The organism is Corallococcus exiguus, from assembly GCF_009909105.1.
Taxonomy (GTDB): Bacteria; Myxococcota; Myxococcia; order Myxococcales; family Myxococcaceae; genus Corallococcus; species Corallococcus exiguus.
In genome coordinates, this window is sequence record NZ_JAAAPK010000002.1 from 269,439 (window position 1) to 285,062 (window position 15,624).

A 15,624-nucleotide genomic window follows, 5' to 3' on the forward strand; every position below is an offset into this window, starting at 1 on the left:
GGAGGCCCGTCGGAATAGACACATAAAATATCAAAGCAATACATGCGTGCAGTGTTGACGGCGGCTGGGTTCCTGATTCATTGTCGCCGCCCTTCGCGTGTCACAGCGGGAGTCGGGCGGTTTCCGAGGGGTGCCGGGGGGTGCCGTGACGCTGCAGCTTGAAACCAGACATGACATTGCCCTGGAGGGTCGTTTCGCGTGATTCGCGAGATCCTCAGCGGACTGCTATGGCAGGGCCGGGTGGCCTTGCGCAGCGGCGACGTGCGCGTCTTCGCCGCGCATGGCTACGTGGATGAAGGCTACCGGCCTTCGCGCGTGCCATTCCTCTCCGTTGTCGGCCCGCTGGGCTTGTTCCCCGAACCCGAGCGAGAGAACGGCCGCACGGGCGTCGCCACCTTCCGTGTGCCGGGCCACCTTGTCGGCAGGCCTCGCGCTTCCGCGGACAGCGTGCCGCCCAATGGCTCGCTCAAGCTGCGCCTGGATGGCCGCGCCACCGTCACCCTCACGGGGTTGCCGGGCGGCTCGTTTGCTTCCACCGCGACGGGCCCCGCGCTCGCTGACGCCATCAACGCGCGGCTGGCGGATGCGCTCACCGGTGGACTCTTCCAGGAGCCCACGGGCGCGCCGCTCACGGACCCGTTGCTGCTGGAGGCGCTCGCTGGCGTCATCGCGCGCTGGGACGTGGAGGGGAGCCGGCTCGCGATCAGCTCCGACGCGGGCATCCCCTCCATGGAGTTCCGCTCCAGCGTGGAGGTGCTGCCCGTCGCTGGTGGCATCGAGGGCCCTCTGGGCCTGGAGCCTCCGGAGCGCTCTCAAGAGGGCAGGGTGTTCCTCAGCAAGATCCGCGCGCCCAAGGCCATGGCCATCGACGTGCAGGTGGACCTGTGGGCGGGCTCGCAGGTGGACCTGGCGTCCATCATGGACACGGTGGCGCTCTCCATCCCCACGCGCGGGCAGCTGGTGCTGCGCCCGTCGCTGCTGGCCGAGGACGTGCCCGAAGGCGCCACGACGGTCCGCCTGCTGACGCGCGGTGAGCCCACCACGGCTCTGTCCCTGGTGCACCTGGAGGCCAGCGACCAGAACCTGGAGCGCGCGCGCGGCGGACGCGTGGACCTGACGCCCGGCGCGTCCTTCCTTCCCACCGCCGAGGGCCTGCGCCTGTCCGGCACCGGCACCGCCTCCGTCCTCGTCTACCCGATGCCCGCCGTGCCCGACCCCTTCCACGCCGACAATCCGGCCCCGGACGGGCTGGCGCTGTCGGTGGGGCTGCGCGTCGCCGCTGGCGCCGTGGCCGCGCAGTCGCTGCCGGTGGCCGTGCTGATGGCGCAGGGGCAGCCCGTGCTGCGGCTCATCGTCCGCTACGAGCAGGTGGACACCCGGCTCATGGGCGAGGTGGTGGCCACCGCGACGCTGGCGCAGGCCACCGGGACGCAGGTCGCGGAGACGCGCTGGCGGCTTCCGGTGGAGCGGCTGGAGGCCGGCGTGGTGCTGCACGCGCGGCTGGAGGCGGGGGAGGGCGTGGTGTGGCTGTCGGCGGACGGGGTGCCGCAGCCGCTCCAGGATGCGGAGGCCACGCCCGCGCCGCCCGTCGCCGCGCCGGGCGTCACCGTCGCCGCGAGCGACATGGTGCTCACGCTGGGGGCGCAGACGGGCACTCCGCTGGACTTCACGGTGGACCACGTGCACCTGGTGGCGGAGCCCGTGGGGCCGTTGGATCCGGCGCTGCGCCGCTCCGTCACGGCGGCCTCGCGCCTCAAGCCCGGTGACGTGGTGGTGCTGGGCTCGAGCGACGACGGCTACCGCGTGGGCAAGCAGCGCTTCCAGGCGCTGGTGCTGGGGCTGGATGGCGACCGCGTGACGCTCAGCCGTCCCGTGGAGGGCGCCTGGGCCCGGGGCCGCACGCTTGTGTTCCAGGAGGAGTGCTTCTTCTTCCAGACGCAGCTGCGCCGCCGCGACGACCTCTTGAACCACCTGTACCGCTGCTGCGTGGACTACCGGGTCTCCGCGCTGATGGACGAGCCGAACGCGCGCAGCACCGCCCGCCTCGTCGAGACGCCGCGGGTGGACCTCATCGCGCGCGGTGCTGCGCGAGGCGCCAGCGGCCATCCGGGAACATCTGTCACCGAAGTCGATACCGCCAGGCGCGGGACCATCTGAAACCAGGAGGATGAACGTGGCTGAGCGACTGCATCCGGGCGTCTATGTCGAGGAAATCAGTGCCGGTGCGCGCCCCATCGAAGGGGTGGGCACGTCCACGGCGGCGTTCGTCGGACGCACGGCGCGAGGCATCCCGGCCCTGGCCTCGTTCGTCACCGGCTTCGCCGAGTACGAGCGGGCCTTTGGCGGACACGAGCCCGGGGAGGCGGGCCTCGTCGCGCAGGCGGTGGAGGCCTTCTTCGATTCGGGCGGGCGGCGCGCCTACGTCGTGCGCGTGCTGCCCTCCGACGCGGTGGGCGGCGTGTCCACGCCCCTGGTCGCCAGAGCGGGCGGCAGCCTCAACGCCCTCACGTTCCTGGCGCGGGGCGCGGGCGAGTGGTCCGACTACTTGCGCGTCAACGTGAGCGACTCCCTCAACTTCCCCAGCGAGGCGTTCCGCGTGGAGGTGATGTGGACGGAGGCCGGGGCCACGCGCCGCCTGGAGACGTTCGAGGACGTGCGCATGGACCCGTCCAGCGAGGACTATGTCGGCGACCGCATCAACGACATCTCCCGCTACCTCCGCGTGCGCGACGAGTTCCAGGTGGCGCTCGCCGCGAGGGCACCCGGCGCGGTGCTCGTCCCGGGCGTGCCTCCCCGGCTCAAGGCCGCCGTGCTGGCCAGCACGAAGTACAGCCTCTATGACGGCGGCAAGCTCCAGGTCTCCGCCTGGGACGAGGCCCAGCCGGACCTGCCCCGCACGACGCTGGACGTCTCCATCACCCAGGCCCTGGTGGTGGCCGCCGTGCCGGCCGCCGCGTTCGTCAACGGCCGAGCGCAGCTGACCGCCACGGAGCTCAAGGCCTTCCTCACCCAGGCCGTTACCGCGGCGGGTCTCACCAACACCTTCGTCATCGGAGGCACGGACTCGCCGGAGATTTCGCTGAAGGTGGCCACCGGGCCCACGCTCACCATCCCCAAGCCCACGGGCGCGACGTACGACCTGGACCCGGAGGACGCGAAGGTCACCGTGGGCTCGCCGAGCGGCACCACGGTGGTGCCCATCCCCATCCTGGCGGTGGACAAGGGCGCGGTGACGCCCGCGGAGTTGAACCACTCGCTGAGCGTGGCGCTGGTCGGCAAGGTCGCGTCGGTGGTGACGGATGCGCAGGGCAACACCGTCATCACGGGCCTGGCCACGGCGGCGGGCACCTCCACGCTGTCGCTCTCCGCCACCGGCTTCACCGGCACCGCCGCCGCCGGCACGGCGGGCACGAGCGCGGAGTCCTTCGACGGGCTCCAGCTCTCCATCAGCGAAACGCTCCAGCCCACGGTGCCTACCATGCTCCGGCAACTGGGCTTCGCGCCGCGCGCACGTGGTTACTCGGATGATTCGCCCGCGAACCCGGTGGTGCGGCCGTCTTCTGTGACGAACCTGCGCCTCCTGGGCGGCGACGACGGCGCGGGCCTCCTGGACACGTCCGACTTCGCGGGCGACGCGAAGCTGCGCACGGGCTTGCACGCGCTGGACACGGAGGACGTCAACATCGTGGCGCTGCCCGGCAAGAACGAGGTGTCGTTCATCGCCGCGGGCGTCGCGTACTGCGACAACCGGGGCGACTGCTTCTTCCTCGCGGACGGCCCCGGCGGCGTGGACAAGGACTTCGCGGTGGTGCCGGACGACGCGAAGCAGTTCGTGGAGGGGTTGCCCTCGCGCTCGAAGAACTCGGCCATGTTCTACCCGTGGATCCGCGTGGCGGACCCCGTGGGCGTGGGCCGCAATCCCACGCGGCTGGTGCCTCCGTCCGGCCACGTGGCGGGCCTCTTCGCGCGCACGGACACCACACGCGGCGTGTGGAAGGCGCCCGCGGGCATCGAGGCTTCTCTCGCCAATGCGCTGGGCCTCCAGTACCCCGTCATCGACGCGGAGCAGGATCTGCTCAACCCGGCGAGCCTCAACTGCCTGCGCCAGTTCCCCGGCGTGGGACTCGTGTCGTGGGGCTCGCGCACGCTGGGGCCGGAACCCGAGTGGCGTTACATCCCGGTGCGCCGCACCGCGCTCTTCCTCAAGGAGTCGCTGAGGCGCGGCCTGATGTGGGCGGTGTTCGAGCCCAACGACGAAGAGCTCTGGGGCCGCATCCGCGTCGCCATCGAGTCGTTCATGCTGGGGCTGTTCCGGCAGGGCGCGTTCCAGGGCAGCACGCCGGAAGAGGCCTTCAGCGTCGTCTGCGACCGGAGCACCAACCCGCAGGAGAACGTGGACGCGGGCATCGTCACCGCGCAGGTGGCGTTCGCGCCGCTGAAGCCCGCGGAGTTCGTGGTCATCGAAATCAGCCAGAAGAGCCTGCTGGCGGCCTGATGCCCACGCCCGTCCCCGCCAACGCCCGCAACCCGCTGCGGACCTTCCAGTTCCGGCTCCGGATGAGCACGTCCGCGGCCGGCGACTACGTGGCGGGAGTGCGCACCGTGTCCGGCCTGTCCGTCAGCGTGGGCGCCTATGAGACGTGGGAGGGCGGCAACAACCTGCACCGCTACGCGCAGCCCCACAAGGTGAACTGGGAGCCGCTCGTGCTGGAGCAGGGGCTGGCGCTGGACGACACGCTGGAGCGCTGGGCGCGCGCGGTGCTGGAGTTCGCACGCACCGGCAAGGCGCCCGGCGAGCCGGTGAAGCGCGACCTCTTCATCGACGTGTGGGACGCCTACGCGCACCCCACGGCCGTGCCGCCGCCCGGAGGCATGGAGGCGCGCATCCGCAGCTTCCACGTGCACAACGCGTGGGTGAGCAAGCTCCACGCCCTGCCCAAGCTGGACGCCATGGCGGGCGAGGTGGCGCTCCTGACGCTGGAGCTCACCCACGAGGGCTGGGAGCCGGTGCCCCGGCCCGTGCTGTCCATGCCCGCGACGAGCCTCCCGACGCCCTGACGTCCCCATTCGAGGAGTGAAGCCATGCCCCGATTCGTCGAATCCACGAAGCGCGACCCGTACCGCAACTTCAACTTCCGCGTGCTCTTCAACAACATCGAGGTGGCCGCGTGCCGGAAGATTTCCGGCATCACCGGCACCGTGGAGGTGGTGAAGTTCCGCTCCGGCAACAGCCCGTCCTCCGTGGACGAGCTGTCCCCGGGCCGGGTGCACTACGAGCCCCTCACACTGGAGGCGGGCCTCACCCAGGACACGACGTTCCGGGACTGGGCCACCCAGCTCATCCGGCACGAAGCCACGCCCGGATTCCGCTCGGCGGAGCCGGACTTCCGGCGCACCGTGGAGATTCTCGTCTTCGACCTGGACTTCAACCGCGCGGTGAAGAAGTTCGTGCTGCGCAACGCGTGGGTCTCGAAGTTCACCGCGATGTCGGAGCTGGCCGCGGAGGCGAACGAGATCCTCATCGAGTCCCTGGAGGTCCAGCACGAGGGCTTCACGCTGGAGCCGGTGGTCTGACGTGCTCCTGGAACCTCCCATCCCGGTGCTGCTGCCGCACGGCCTCTTCGACGAGGACGGCCGCTGCCACCGCCAGGGCGAGCTGCGCCCGCTCACCGGCCGCGAGGAGTGGGCGCTGGCCCAGGCCGGCGAGCGTCCCGGCCCGCGCGCGGTGAGCGGGTGGCTGGCGGCGTGTCTGGGACGGTTGGGGGATTACTCGCGCGTGGACGAGGAGCTGGCGGCCTGCCTCACGCGCGGAGACCGGCACCACCTGGCGCTGCACCTGCGGGCCCGGATGTACGGGGACCGGGCGACGCTGGTGGCGCGCTGCCCCGCGCCTGGATGCGAGGCGATGGCGGACGTGGACGTGCGGCTCTCCGCGCTCTCTCCGGAGCGGGTGGACGCGGCGCCGGAGGTGCTCATTGTGGCGCTGCCAGAGGGACGGGCGGAGGTGCGCGAGCCCACGGGCGAGGACGACGCGCTGCTCGCGGAAGTGCAGGGCACGCGGGAGGAGCGGTCCGCGCTCCTGTGGTCGCGGCTGGTGGTGGTGGATGGGCAGACGCTGACGCCTTCCGCGTGGCTGGCCCTGCCCGCGCGCTCACGGCACGCGGTGGCGCTGGCGTTGGCGGACGGCACGAGCGCGCCGGATCTGGGGCTCCTGGCGCGCTGTCCGAAGTGCGCCGCGTGGTTGGAGCTGGAGCTGGATCCGTTCGCACTGCTGGCTCGCGAGCTGCGGGGTGGGGCGGCGCGATTGGAGACGGAGGTGCACGTGCTGGCCTTCCACTACCACTGGTCGGAGGCGGACATCCTGGCCCTGCCGCGGGCCCGGCGGTGGCGCTACCTGGAGCTGCTTCGCAACGAGCTGGAAGGCCGTCCGCTGGTGGATGGCTGGAGCTGACGAGAGGACGCGCACGCCATGGCCCCACCCCCGGTGCAAGGACAGGTCGGACTCACCCGCCGCGAGCTGGAGCGTGAGCTCGCGTGGATGCTGCGCAGCGTGCCGGACAACCCCAAGGAGTTCGTGAAGCTGTTCACCCAGACGGTGGTGGCGCTGATGGACAAGAACAACGAAGCCATTGCCCGGAGCCTCGCCCAGCGCGAGCCGCCCGGCGCCCGGGGCAACGGATGACGCGCAACCTGGACCCGACGCTCATCGCGTTCGATCAGCAGCTCCAGAAGGGCATGCTGGTGACGCTGCCGCCGTCGTCCGCCGACCCGAAGGCCGAGTCGGGCGTGATCGCGCTGCGCTTCCAGTACAACCCGGAGACGGTGACGCGCACGCGCGCGGGCCAGTGGGAGACGAAGCCCGGCAAGACGCCCGAGCAGACCAAGATTCTCACCGACGGTCAGCGCGGCGGCGGCCTGCACGCCAAGAGCGAGACCATTGCCCTGAAGCTCGTCTTCGACGTGACGGAGGCGCTGCTGCGCGACACGAAGGGGGAGGGCATCCAGGGCGTGCTGCCGGAGCTGGCCATGCTGGAGGGCATGGCGCTGGGCAAGGACCAGACGGGGGACGAGGAGAAGAAGCCCGCGACGAAGCTCGTCTCGCTCAACCCCACGGAGCTGCTCTTGATGCTGGGGCCGCGCACCTTCCCGGTGGTCATCACCGGGATGACCATCGTGGAGCAGCGATTCGACCCGTCGTTGTTCCCACTGCGCGCGGAGGTGGACCTGCGCATGCGCATCCTGGAGGTGGGGGAGAACGCGGCGAACAGCAAGGTGGAGCAGGCGTTCGCGAATCTGCGCGACCAGCGCCTGCGGATGGAGGACCTGGCGGCGGTGAAGGGCGCGGACGCGAGCACCCTCATCGCGCAGGCCCTGGCGCCGCAGGTGAAGCTCAACGGGGCGAGCTGAAGAGACGGCCATGAGCGACCCTTCCTCGCGACACAAGGACCTGCCGACGTACGCGGTGCCGCTGGGGCCGGAGGGCGCCACGGTGTCGCTGTACGTGCCCCGCGTGGCGCCGAGCGTGCCCACGTCCCTGTTGCACAAGGTGGTGGCGGGGGACCGGTTGGACCTGCTCGCGCAGCGCTACTTCAGCGACCCGTATCAGGCGTGGCGCATCGTGGACGCCAACCCCACCTTCGAGCCCGAGGCGCTCCTGGAGCCGGGAACGGTGCTGTTCATCCCGGAGAAGCCCTGATGGCGGATCAGCGCGCGGCGTTCCTCCAGCTGTGGATCGACGGGCAGCCCATGACGGACGCCCGCGGCAGGGTGTCGCGTCTGGAGGTGGACGAGCGCACCGACGACGCGTCCTCCTTCCACCTGTCCCTGGACATGGCGCCCACGAACTCGGGGGACTGGGACGCGCTGGCGGACGGGCGCTTCGCGCTGCTCAAGCGCGTCACCATCAGCTTCGGGCTGGGCGCTCCGGACAGCGAGGCGCCGGACGTGCAGGACGTGGTGTTCGACGGGTACATCACCGCGGTGGAGCCGTACTTCGGCCCCTCCCGCATGCCGGACTCGTCGCTGGAGGTGTACGGGCTGGACGCGTCGTGCCTGATGCACCTGGAGGAGCGCACGCGCTCGTTCAGCGGGCTGTCCGACGCGGGCATCGTGCGGCAGCTGTACGGTGAATACGGCTTCGCGCTGGACGTGCAGGAGACTGCGCCCGTGCGCGACCCGGCGCGGGCGGTGGTGCTCCAGCGCGGCACGGATGCGTCGCTCCTCCGGTGGCTCGCGCGACGCAACGGCTTCGAGGTCTTCGTGGAGCGCAAGCAGGGGCCGGTGGGCGCGGGCGCCAACGCGGCGCCGGAGAGCGTGGGCCATTTCCACCTGCCCCGGCCGGACGGAGCGAAGCAGCCGGACCTGTCGCTCATTCCTCGCTCCACGCCGACCGTCATCGAGCTCAAGGCGCGCTGGGAGAGTCACCGCCCCACGGAGCTGCATGGCGAGCACATCGACGAGCGTACGCGGCGGATCCGCTCCGCCACGGTGACGGCGCCGCGCTTCCCGCGCATGGGACCCACGAGCCGCGCGGACATCCTGAAGGCGCGCATGGCGGCGGTGCTGCCGAAGCGGCCCCAGACGAAGGCGGTGGGCCTGCAGTACGTGGACGTGCCGCACGACGTGCCGGAGGTGGAGAACCTGGCGTGGTCGGACTACCGCGAGGCGGACTGGCTCGCGGAGGCGAACGGCACGGTGCAGGGCCTGCGCTACGAGCGCATCCTCCGCGCGCGGCGCCCGGTGGGGCTCGTGGGGGCGGGCAAGCTGATGGATGGCACCTGGTACGTGCGCGGCGCGCGGCACCGCTGGGTGTGGGCGGAGGCGCTGGCCCGCTACGAAGTGGACGTGGACCTGGCGCGCGACGCGCTCAACGGGGTGGCGTGATGGGGCGCGGCCTGAACTTCCCCTTCCAGCTGGGAGACCTGGGCACGCCGCGCACGGTGGGGCCCTCGCAGGTCATCCGCCAGCAGTTGGAGCAGCTGCTCTTCACGCTGCCCGGGGAGCGGGTGAACCGGCCGCGCTTCGGGTGCGGCGTGCAGCGGATGGTGTTCGGCGCCGCGAGTCCGGAGGCCGCCGCCACGGCCGAGTACATCATCCGCCTCAATGTGCAGGAGTTCATGCGCGACCAGGTGCGCCTGGACGCGGTGAAGGTGAGCGCCGAGGACGCGACGCTCTACGTGGACATCCTCTACACGCTGCTGGCGACGGGCGAGGAACACGCGGAGTTGTTCCGCCGGGACCTGGAGGCGCCGCCGTGAGCGCGCGGGTCCTGACATTGCCGCTGGAGGCGTCGCTCGCGGAGGCACAGGCCGCGTTGGAGACCACTCCGCCGGGCGAGGTGGAGTGGGTGCTGCCCGTGGGCGAGGGCGTGCTCACTGCGGACTTCGTCATCGGAACGCCCGCGCACGCGCTGCGGCTCACGGGCGGCCCGGGCGTGACGCTGAAGCTCGACGGCGGGACGCTCGAAGTCACCGGGCTCGTCACCGGACTGTCGGGCGTGACGGTGGTGGCGTTGGACGCCGGGTTGGTCCTCCTGGGGGCGCGGGTGGAGGTGTCGGACGTCACGGTGAGCGCCACGGCGTCGGGGGATTGCGCGGCGATGAGCGTGGAGACGCCGGACGGCACGGTGGTCATCGACTCGCTCACGGTGACGCAGGCGAAGGGCGAGGTGGCGACGGGGCTCCGGTTGCTGGCGACGGAGGCCCGCGTCACGGGCCTGTCCGTGGACGGCGTGAGGGCCACGGTGGGGGAGGCCTTTGGCGTGCGGGCGGTCTGCCAACGTTCGCAGTGGGCGGACGTGTCGGTGCGCAACGTCATGGGCATGGAGATGGGCGTGGGCCTGGAACTGGCGGGCTTCACCCATGCGGACCTGTCCGGGCTCACGGTGTCGCAGGTCTCCGGGCCGAACGCGACCGGAGCTCGGGTGCTGGTGGCTCGGGAGGAGGGCGAGGGCCTGTCCATGGTGGACGTGTCCGTGAGCGAGGTGGATGCGTTCGGGGTGCAGTGGAGCATCGGGCTCTTGGTGGCCTCGGCGGGCGCGCTCCAGGTGCGTGGCTTCACCGTGCAGCGGGTGCAGGGCGGGTTCCCGATGGGCGTGCTCGCGCTGGGCGGGCGGAGCATCGAAGTGGCCATGGGCCAGGTGGAGGATGTCTCCGCCGGAACGCGCGCCACGGGCATGCGGGTGCTGGGGGGACCTTCGCTGGAGCCGGTGGTGGTTCGTGACGTGGAGGTGAGCCGTGTGTCCGCGGCGCCTGTTCCGGTGTCCGCGCAGCCCGAGGCGTCCTGGTCGGACTGGCTCATCGCCGCATTGGATGCACTGTCTGCTTCGGTCGTGGGGCCGCTGACGCTGCCTGCGTTTCCCACCGATGCGGACGTCGTGGGCCTGCACGTGGCCGCGCCGCTGGGCGGCCTTGAGCCGGTGCTGGACGTGGGCACGCCGGGGGAGATCGCCATCGAGGACTGCTCCCTCTTCGTCATCACCGGCACCGCGTTGCAACTGGAGGGCGGACTGCGCACGGCGCTGGTGCGACGCACCGAGGCCTGGACGTCCGTGCATGCGGGCTGGCTCCAGGCGGAGCAGCTGTTGCTGGCACAGCTCACCTGGCACCGGCATGCGCATGGGCTGCGGCTGGGGCCTGGAGAGATTCGCGCCTACGACTCGCTCTTCACGGCCATCGTGGGCGCGCCGTTCGTGCTGGAGCCGGACGCGGAGCTGTCTGCCTCTCCCGCGCTGTTCGCTCAGGGCGCGGCCCCGCCGTTCCTGGAGGTGGGGCCCCTGCCGTACCGGACGCCGGGGACTCCGGAGGTTCCGCCGGTGTTGCTCACTGGCGGCCTGCCGCCTCCGGAGACCGTGGATCTGCGGCTGGTGCCGGATGCGGCCATCTCGCGCGCGGCCGTGCCGGTTCCGGGCGACGGTCCTCGCGACCCGGCGCCATTCATTGGGGCGTGGGCTCCGGACGTGGTGCCGGGATGTGACGTGAGGGATCCTCAGCCGCGCCCGTGGCTCGCGGCCCCGGAGCGTCCGGCGCCTGGCGCGCTGGTGGACTACCAGGCTCGCGACGCGCAGTCGTTGCTGGCGGTGATGCTGGAGCGGGCCCGCACGGTGATGGCGCCGTGGGAGGACCGGGGGCCCGCGGACTTCACGACCATGTTGCTGGAGGCCGTGGCCGCGCAGCTGGACTCGCTGGCGTACCAGCAGGAGCGCGCGGTGGTGGAGGGCTTCCTGGAGGACGCCCGGTTGCGGCGCTCCGTGGAGGACCACGCGCGTGGACTGGATTACGTGCCGGATCCGGGGCTCTCCGCCACGGTGATGCTGCGGTTCCGGTTGGATCCGGAGGCGCTCGCGGCGCTGGTGAAGGCGCGGTTGGATGAACTGAACCTGTCGGTGCTTCCGCCCGGCACCACCGCGCTGGAGTTCCTTACCGGTGGCGGCGTGCTGGAGATTCCCGCCGAAACGCTGGTGGCGAATGTCTCCACGGACGAGCACTCGCTGGTGTTCGTCACCGAGTCGCCCCTGTCGTACTTCCCCCGGCTGGAGATCGTGACGCTCGCGGAGTCCGTGCAGCCTGGGGACACGGGCGCGACGCTCGCGGGGCTGTACCCGGAGCTGGATCCCGGCCGGTGGCTGATCCTCTACCGGGGCCGCGGCGAGAGCGGGCACGTGGTGCGAGTGACGTCTGTAGCGCTCGCCACCGATACGACCTTCGTCGGGTGGGATCCCCGCAGGTTCGCGCCGGAGGTGTTCCTGGCGCCGGGAGACCCCGCACCCGGGCCTCGCGCGACGGTGCTGGGCAACGTGGTGCCCGCGCATCACGGGCTGCCGGTGACGCCGCTTCCAGAGGGCTTCGAGGCGGACTCGGCGGAGCCCTTCGCGCGCAGCCTCGCGCAGTGGCGTGCGTTGCTGTCCCCGGTCGTGGACGGCAGCGAGGAGCGCGAGTTCGCCCTGCCGTTCCATCCGGTCAGCGTCCAGGCCTTTGGGTATCCACTGCCGGAGGAGACGTCGCGGCGCGGGACGCCCCAGCTCCAGGTGAGCGTGGAGGACGACCCCTGGACGCTGGTGGACGACCTGTCCGTCCAGGGGCCGGGGGATGAGGTGTTCGTGCTGCGCGCGACCCCCACGGGTGGCGCCAGCCTGCGCTGGGGCGACGGCGTCAACGGCGCCGTGCTTCCGCCCCGGGAGACGACGCTGGGACTGTCGCTGCGCGTGGGGCTGGGGACGGTGGCCAACGTGGGGGAGGGCGTGCTCACGCGGTTGCTCCAGGTGCCGTTGGATCCGCAGCGCTCCGCGTCCGCGGGCGAGCTGCTGGCCCAATCGATGGACGACGTGCGCGCGTTGGTGCGCGTGGACAATCCGCTGCCCGCGGTGGGGGGGCGCGACGCGGAGTCGCTCGACTCCATTCGCTATCGTGCACCGGCGGGTGTGTCGCAGCCGCTGTCCGCCGTCACGGTCGACGACTACGTGCGGATGCTCCAGCAGATGCCGGAGGTGGCGGGGGCCTCGGCGCGCGCCGTGGACCGGGACCTGCGCACGGTCATCCGTGTGACGGTGTTGCTGCGCGACGAGGACACGCTCGACCGCGACGAGCTGCTGCGCCGATGGGCGGGGGTGCGCAGTCGCCTGGAGGAATTCCGCCTGCTGGGCGTGGACGTGGAAGCGCTGCCGCCCAAATGGGTGCCGCTCGACTTGGACCTGGAGGTGGATGCCTCGCCGCATGCGCAGGCCGACCAGGTGCGCGACGCGGTGGTGGGCGCCATCGCTGGGGACGGCGGCCTGTTGGATCCGGACCGCTCTGGCCTGAACGGCGATGTGCAGCTCGCGGACCTGTACCAGGCGGTGCTGCGCGTCCCGGGCGTGACGGCGGTGCGGGTGAAGCGCTTCCGCCGGCTGGAGCCCCAATCGCAGGAGCGGCTGGAGGCGGGCGTCATTCCCATTGGACCCGACGAGGTGGCCACTGCTCGGGGTGGTTACTGGCCGGGTTCGGAAGGCGTCCTCACCGTGCAGGTGTGCGGAGGGCTGCGATGAGCCGCGTTCCCTCCACGCACCAGGCGCTGACGCATGAGCAGCTCCGCACCCGGCTGGGCGAGTCGGCGCGCATCGTCTTCACCCGGCTGGACGAGGCGCCCACGTGGAATCCGCTCGCGTACGCGGCGCCATCGTCGGTGGACCTGGGGCGGGGACTGCTGGACAGCGTGGCGCTCGCGCTGCACGTGCTGTGGACGTATCAGCAGGCGTGGGCGGAGGAGGGCTTCCTCGCCACCGCGCGGCTGGAGGACTCCGTCTCCAAGCTGCTCGGGCACATCGGTTATCGGCCGAGTCCGGGCACCGCGGCGGTGGGGCTCCAGCACTTCCGCTGCAAGGCGAACGTGCGCGGCACGCTGTCGCCGGGAACGGCGGTGAATTCAGCGGCGGAGGGGGAAGAGACCGCCGCTGTGTTCGAGACGCTCGCGTCGCTGCGCCTGCTGCCGGAACTCAACGAACTGCGTGCGTTCCTGCCTCCTCTGGTTGGAGCGGGGACAGGAGCTGGAACCGGGACGGAGACGGGCGGAGGAGCGGGAACAGGTGGAGGCACGGGGACGGGTGGTGGGACCGGTGCGCCTTCCGGCGAGGCGGGTGAGCCAGGGGCTCCGGCTCCCACGGGCGGCATCTTCGGGCCCGGCTCGGTGGTCGCGGGGCTCCAGGATCGCATCGAGGTGCAGCGCCACGGTCCGCTGGAGGAACGGCAGGTGGCTCGAGCGAAGCAGGATGCTCGCAAGCTGGCGTCGTTGATGAAGACGTTGGACCTGGGCGGGGATGCGGCGTGCAAGAGCACGCTGGACGCGCTCTGCGAACAACTGTGCGAGGCCCAGAAGGTCGTGGCGCAGGCCGTGCCTCCGCCCGGCCGTCCCGTGGGTGCGTTGTCCGAGTCGCAGGAGATCCTCGCCCGCCAGCTCCGCAACTTGCAGAAGCGGCAGGCGGACGCACTGGCCGCGTTGGAGGAGGCGCTGGCCCCGTGCGCGGACGAGGACCCGGCCGTGCACGCGGTCCGGTTGGACAAGATGGTCACGTTCCTGGATGCCTTCGTGAACAGCCTCATCCAGGAGGCGCGGGATCAACTCGTCATCCTCAAGGGCAGTGAGGCGCTGAACCGGGCGGACCAGGCCTTCGGCGCGGACGCGGGAGTGGCCCGGCCGTTGGGCGTGGCGGCATCCGGTACGGACACGCTCTATCTGCTGCCGCTGACGGATGCCTCCGGGCTCACCTCGCAGGAACCGCCGGTGCGGCCGGGAGACTGGTTCGTGCTGGCCGAGGACGTGGAGCGTCTGGGCCCCGGAGGCGCGAAGGGCACGGAGCGGATCTACCGCGAAGCACTGCGAGTGCTGCGTGTCCGCACGGAGGTTCCGCCCGGCCAGCGAACGCCGATGACGCAGGTGACGTTCCAGCCGCCGCTGTCGCGCGCGTACGCGTTGGACGGCGTGGTGCTGCTGGGAAACAACACGCTCGTCAGCGAGGGCTCCACGGTGGAGGAGGTCGCCGTGCCTTCGCTGGATCTGCGCACGGTGTCGCTGCTGCATGGGCCGGTGACCTGGCTGCGCGACCCGAGCCGCGCGGGAGGCCGCCGGCCGGAGGTGTCCCTGACGGTGGGGGGACGCGCGTGGCATCCGGTGGATTCTTTGTTGGACGCCGCGCCTGATGAGCTGGCCTTCGCGGTGGAGTCGCTGCCGGCCGGGGCCGCGCGGCTGCGCTTCGGGGAAGGGGACCACGGTTCGGCGTTGCCCCTGGGCACGGAGGTGCGGGTCCGCTACCGGGTGGGCAGAGGGACGGGAGGCAACCGGGCCGCGCTGCGGCTGCTGGCGATGGCGAGCCCGCATCCCTGCGTGGAGAAGACGTTCAACCCGCTGCCGCTGGCCGGAGGAACGGATCCGGAGGCACCGGCGCTGGCGCGCGTGCGAGGGCCCGCCACGGTGGGCGCGATGGACCGCGCCGTGTCGCTCTCGGACGTGCAGGCGCTGACGTTGGTGTTCGACGGCGTGCACCGCGCGAACGTGTTCCGGGATGGCGTGCGCCGCCGTTCGTTGAAGGTGGTGGTGGCCGGGCCGGAAGGAGCAGCCCTGGGCGCAGCCGATCTGGAAGAACTCCACGCGCATCTGGCGGCACGGGTGGCGCCGAAGGTGGAGCTGAACCTGATCAACCGGCAGCGTGTGGAAGTGCGGCTGCGGGTGCTGCTGCGCGTGGTGAAGGGGGCTGATCCGGTCGCGGTGCTTCAAGAGACGCGCCTGCGGCTGGGCGTGGACCGAGACCCGGAGCGTGAGCCTGGTCTGCTGGATCCGGATCGCGTGGAGCTGGGACAGGATCTGCAGCTGTCGGACGTATACGGCGCGCTCGCGGAGATCACGGGCCTGCGCTCGGTGGTGGTGCAGCGGCTGCATCGCGAAGGCACGCCGCCAGCACTCTTCGAGCGCATCGTCACCGCGCCCGGCGAGCTGCTCGCCTGGGCCCCGCCGTCCGGAGAAAGCGATGGCGTCGCGCTCACCTACGAGGAGGCCCAGGATCTATGAGCCCCGCCTCGACGCGCCCGACCGGCCCCCGCCCCAGGCCCGCGGACATGGGGTCAGTCTCCGTGGCTGAGAAAGAGGGAACCCTGCGGG

General features: G+C 71.6%; 12 protein-coding genes. All 12 read left to right on the forward strand.

The features are described 5' to 3' along the window. Positions 1-198: 198 nt before the first annotated feature. From GTZ93_RS07665 to GTZ93_RS07720, 12 genes are read left to right on the forward strand one after another with little or no spacing between them, the layout of a single operon-like run. Positions 199-2,157, forward strand: coding sequence for a hypothetical protein (locus GTZ93_RS07665; RefSeq protein WP_161662707.1), 1,959 nt, complete (start codon positions 199-201; stop codon positions 2,155-2,157). Between the two features lie 16 nt (positions 2,158-2,173). Then, entirely contained in the window at positions 2,174-4,495 is a 2,322-nt protein-coding gene (locus GTZ93_RS43210; protein WP_161662708.1) for a phage tail sheath subtilisin-like domain-containing protein, read from the forward strand. Further along, on the forward strand, positions 4,495-5,058 hold the full coding sequence (locus tag GTZ93_RS07675) for a phage tail protein (RefSeq protein WP_139921736.1): 564 nt from the start codon (positions 4,495-4,497) through the stop codon (positions 5,056-5,058). Before GTZ93_RS43210 ends, GTZ93_RS07675 begins: the two co-directional genes overlap by 1 nt. A 24-nt stretch (positions 5,059-5,082) precedes the next feature. Then, positions 5,083-5,574, forward strand: a complete 492-nt coding sequence (locus tag GTZ93_RS07680) for a phage tail protein (RefSeq protein WP_120574497.1) — start codon at positions 5,083-5,085, stop codon at positions 5,572-5,574. Position 5,575: 1 nt separating this feature from the next. Further along, entirely contained in the window at positions 5,576-6,451 is an 876-nt protein-coding gene (locus GTZ93_RS07685; protein WP_139921734.1) for a hypothetical protein, read from the forward strand. Positions 6,452-6,469: 18 nt separating this feature from the next. Beyond that, a complete protein-coding gene (locus GTZ93_RS07690; protein ID WP_120574499.1) occupies positions 6,470-6,682 on the forward strand; it encodes a hypothetical protein in 213 nt (70 codons plus the stop codon). Further along, positions 6,679-7,407 carry a CIS tube protein gene (locus GTZ93_RS07695; RefSeq protein ID WP_139921732.1) on the forward strand — a complete coding sequence of 243 codons (729 nt, stop codon included), beginning with the start codon at positions 6,679-6,681 and terminating at the stop codon, positions 7,405-7,407. Before GTZ93_RS07690 ends, GTZ93_RS07695 begins: the two co-directional genes overlap by 4 nt. 10 nt (positions 7,408-7,417) lie before the next feature. Next, positions 7,418-7,696, forward strand: a complete 279-nt coding sequence (locus tag GTZ93_RS07700; protein WP_120574501.1) for a LysM peptidoglycan-binding domain-containing protein — start codon at positions 7,418-7,420, stop codon at positions 7,694-7,696. Beyond that, on the forward strand, positions 7,696-8,883 hold the full coding sequence (locus GTZ93_RS07705; protein ID WP_120574502.1) for a phage late control D family protein: 1,188 nt from the start codon (positions 7,696-7,698) through the stop codon (positions 8,881-8,883). The genes GTZ93_RS07700 and GTZ93_RS07705 overlap by 1 nt, the downstream gene beginning before the upstream one ends. Next, positions 8,883-9,257, forward strand: coding sequence for a GPW/gp25 family protein (locus GTZ93_RS07710; protein WP_121751450.1), 375 nt, complete (start codon positions 8,883-8,885; stop codon positions 9,255-9,257). Before GTZ93_RS07705 ends, GTZ93_RS07710 begins: the two co-directional genes overlap by 1 nt. Then, positions 9,254-13,021 carry a baseplate J/gp47 family protein gene (locus GTZ93_RS43215; RefSeq protein WP_139921731.1) on the forward strand — a complete coding sequence of 1,256 codons (3,768 nt, stop codon included), beginning with the start codon at positions 9,254-9,256 and terminating at the stop codon, positions 13,019-13,021. The genes GTZ93_RS07710 and GTZ93_RS43215 overlap by 4 nt, the downstream gene beginning before the upstream one ends. Next, positions 13,018-15,534 (forward strand): baseplate J/gp47 family protein, encoded by a 2,517-nt coding sequence (locus tag GTZ93_RS07720; protein WP_161662709.1) that lies wholly within the window; start codon positions 13,018-13,020, stop codon positions 15,532-15,534. Before GTZ93_RS43215 ends, GTZ93_RS07720 begins: the two co-directional genes overlap by 4 nt. Positions 15,535-15,624 lie beyond the last annotated feature (90 nt).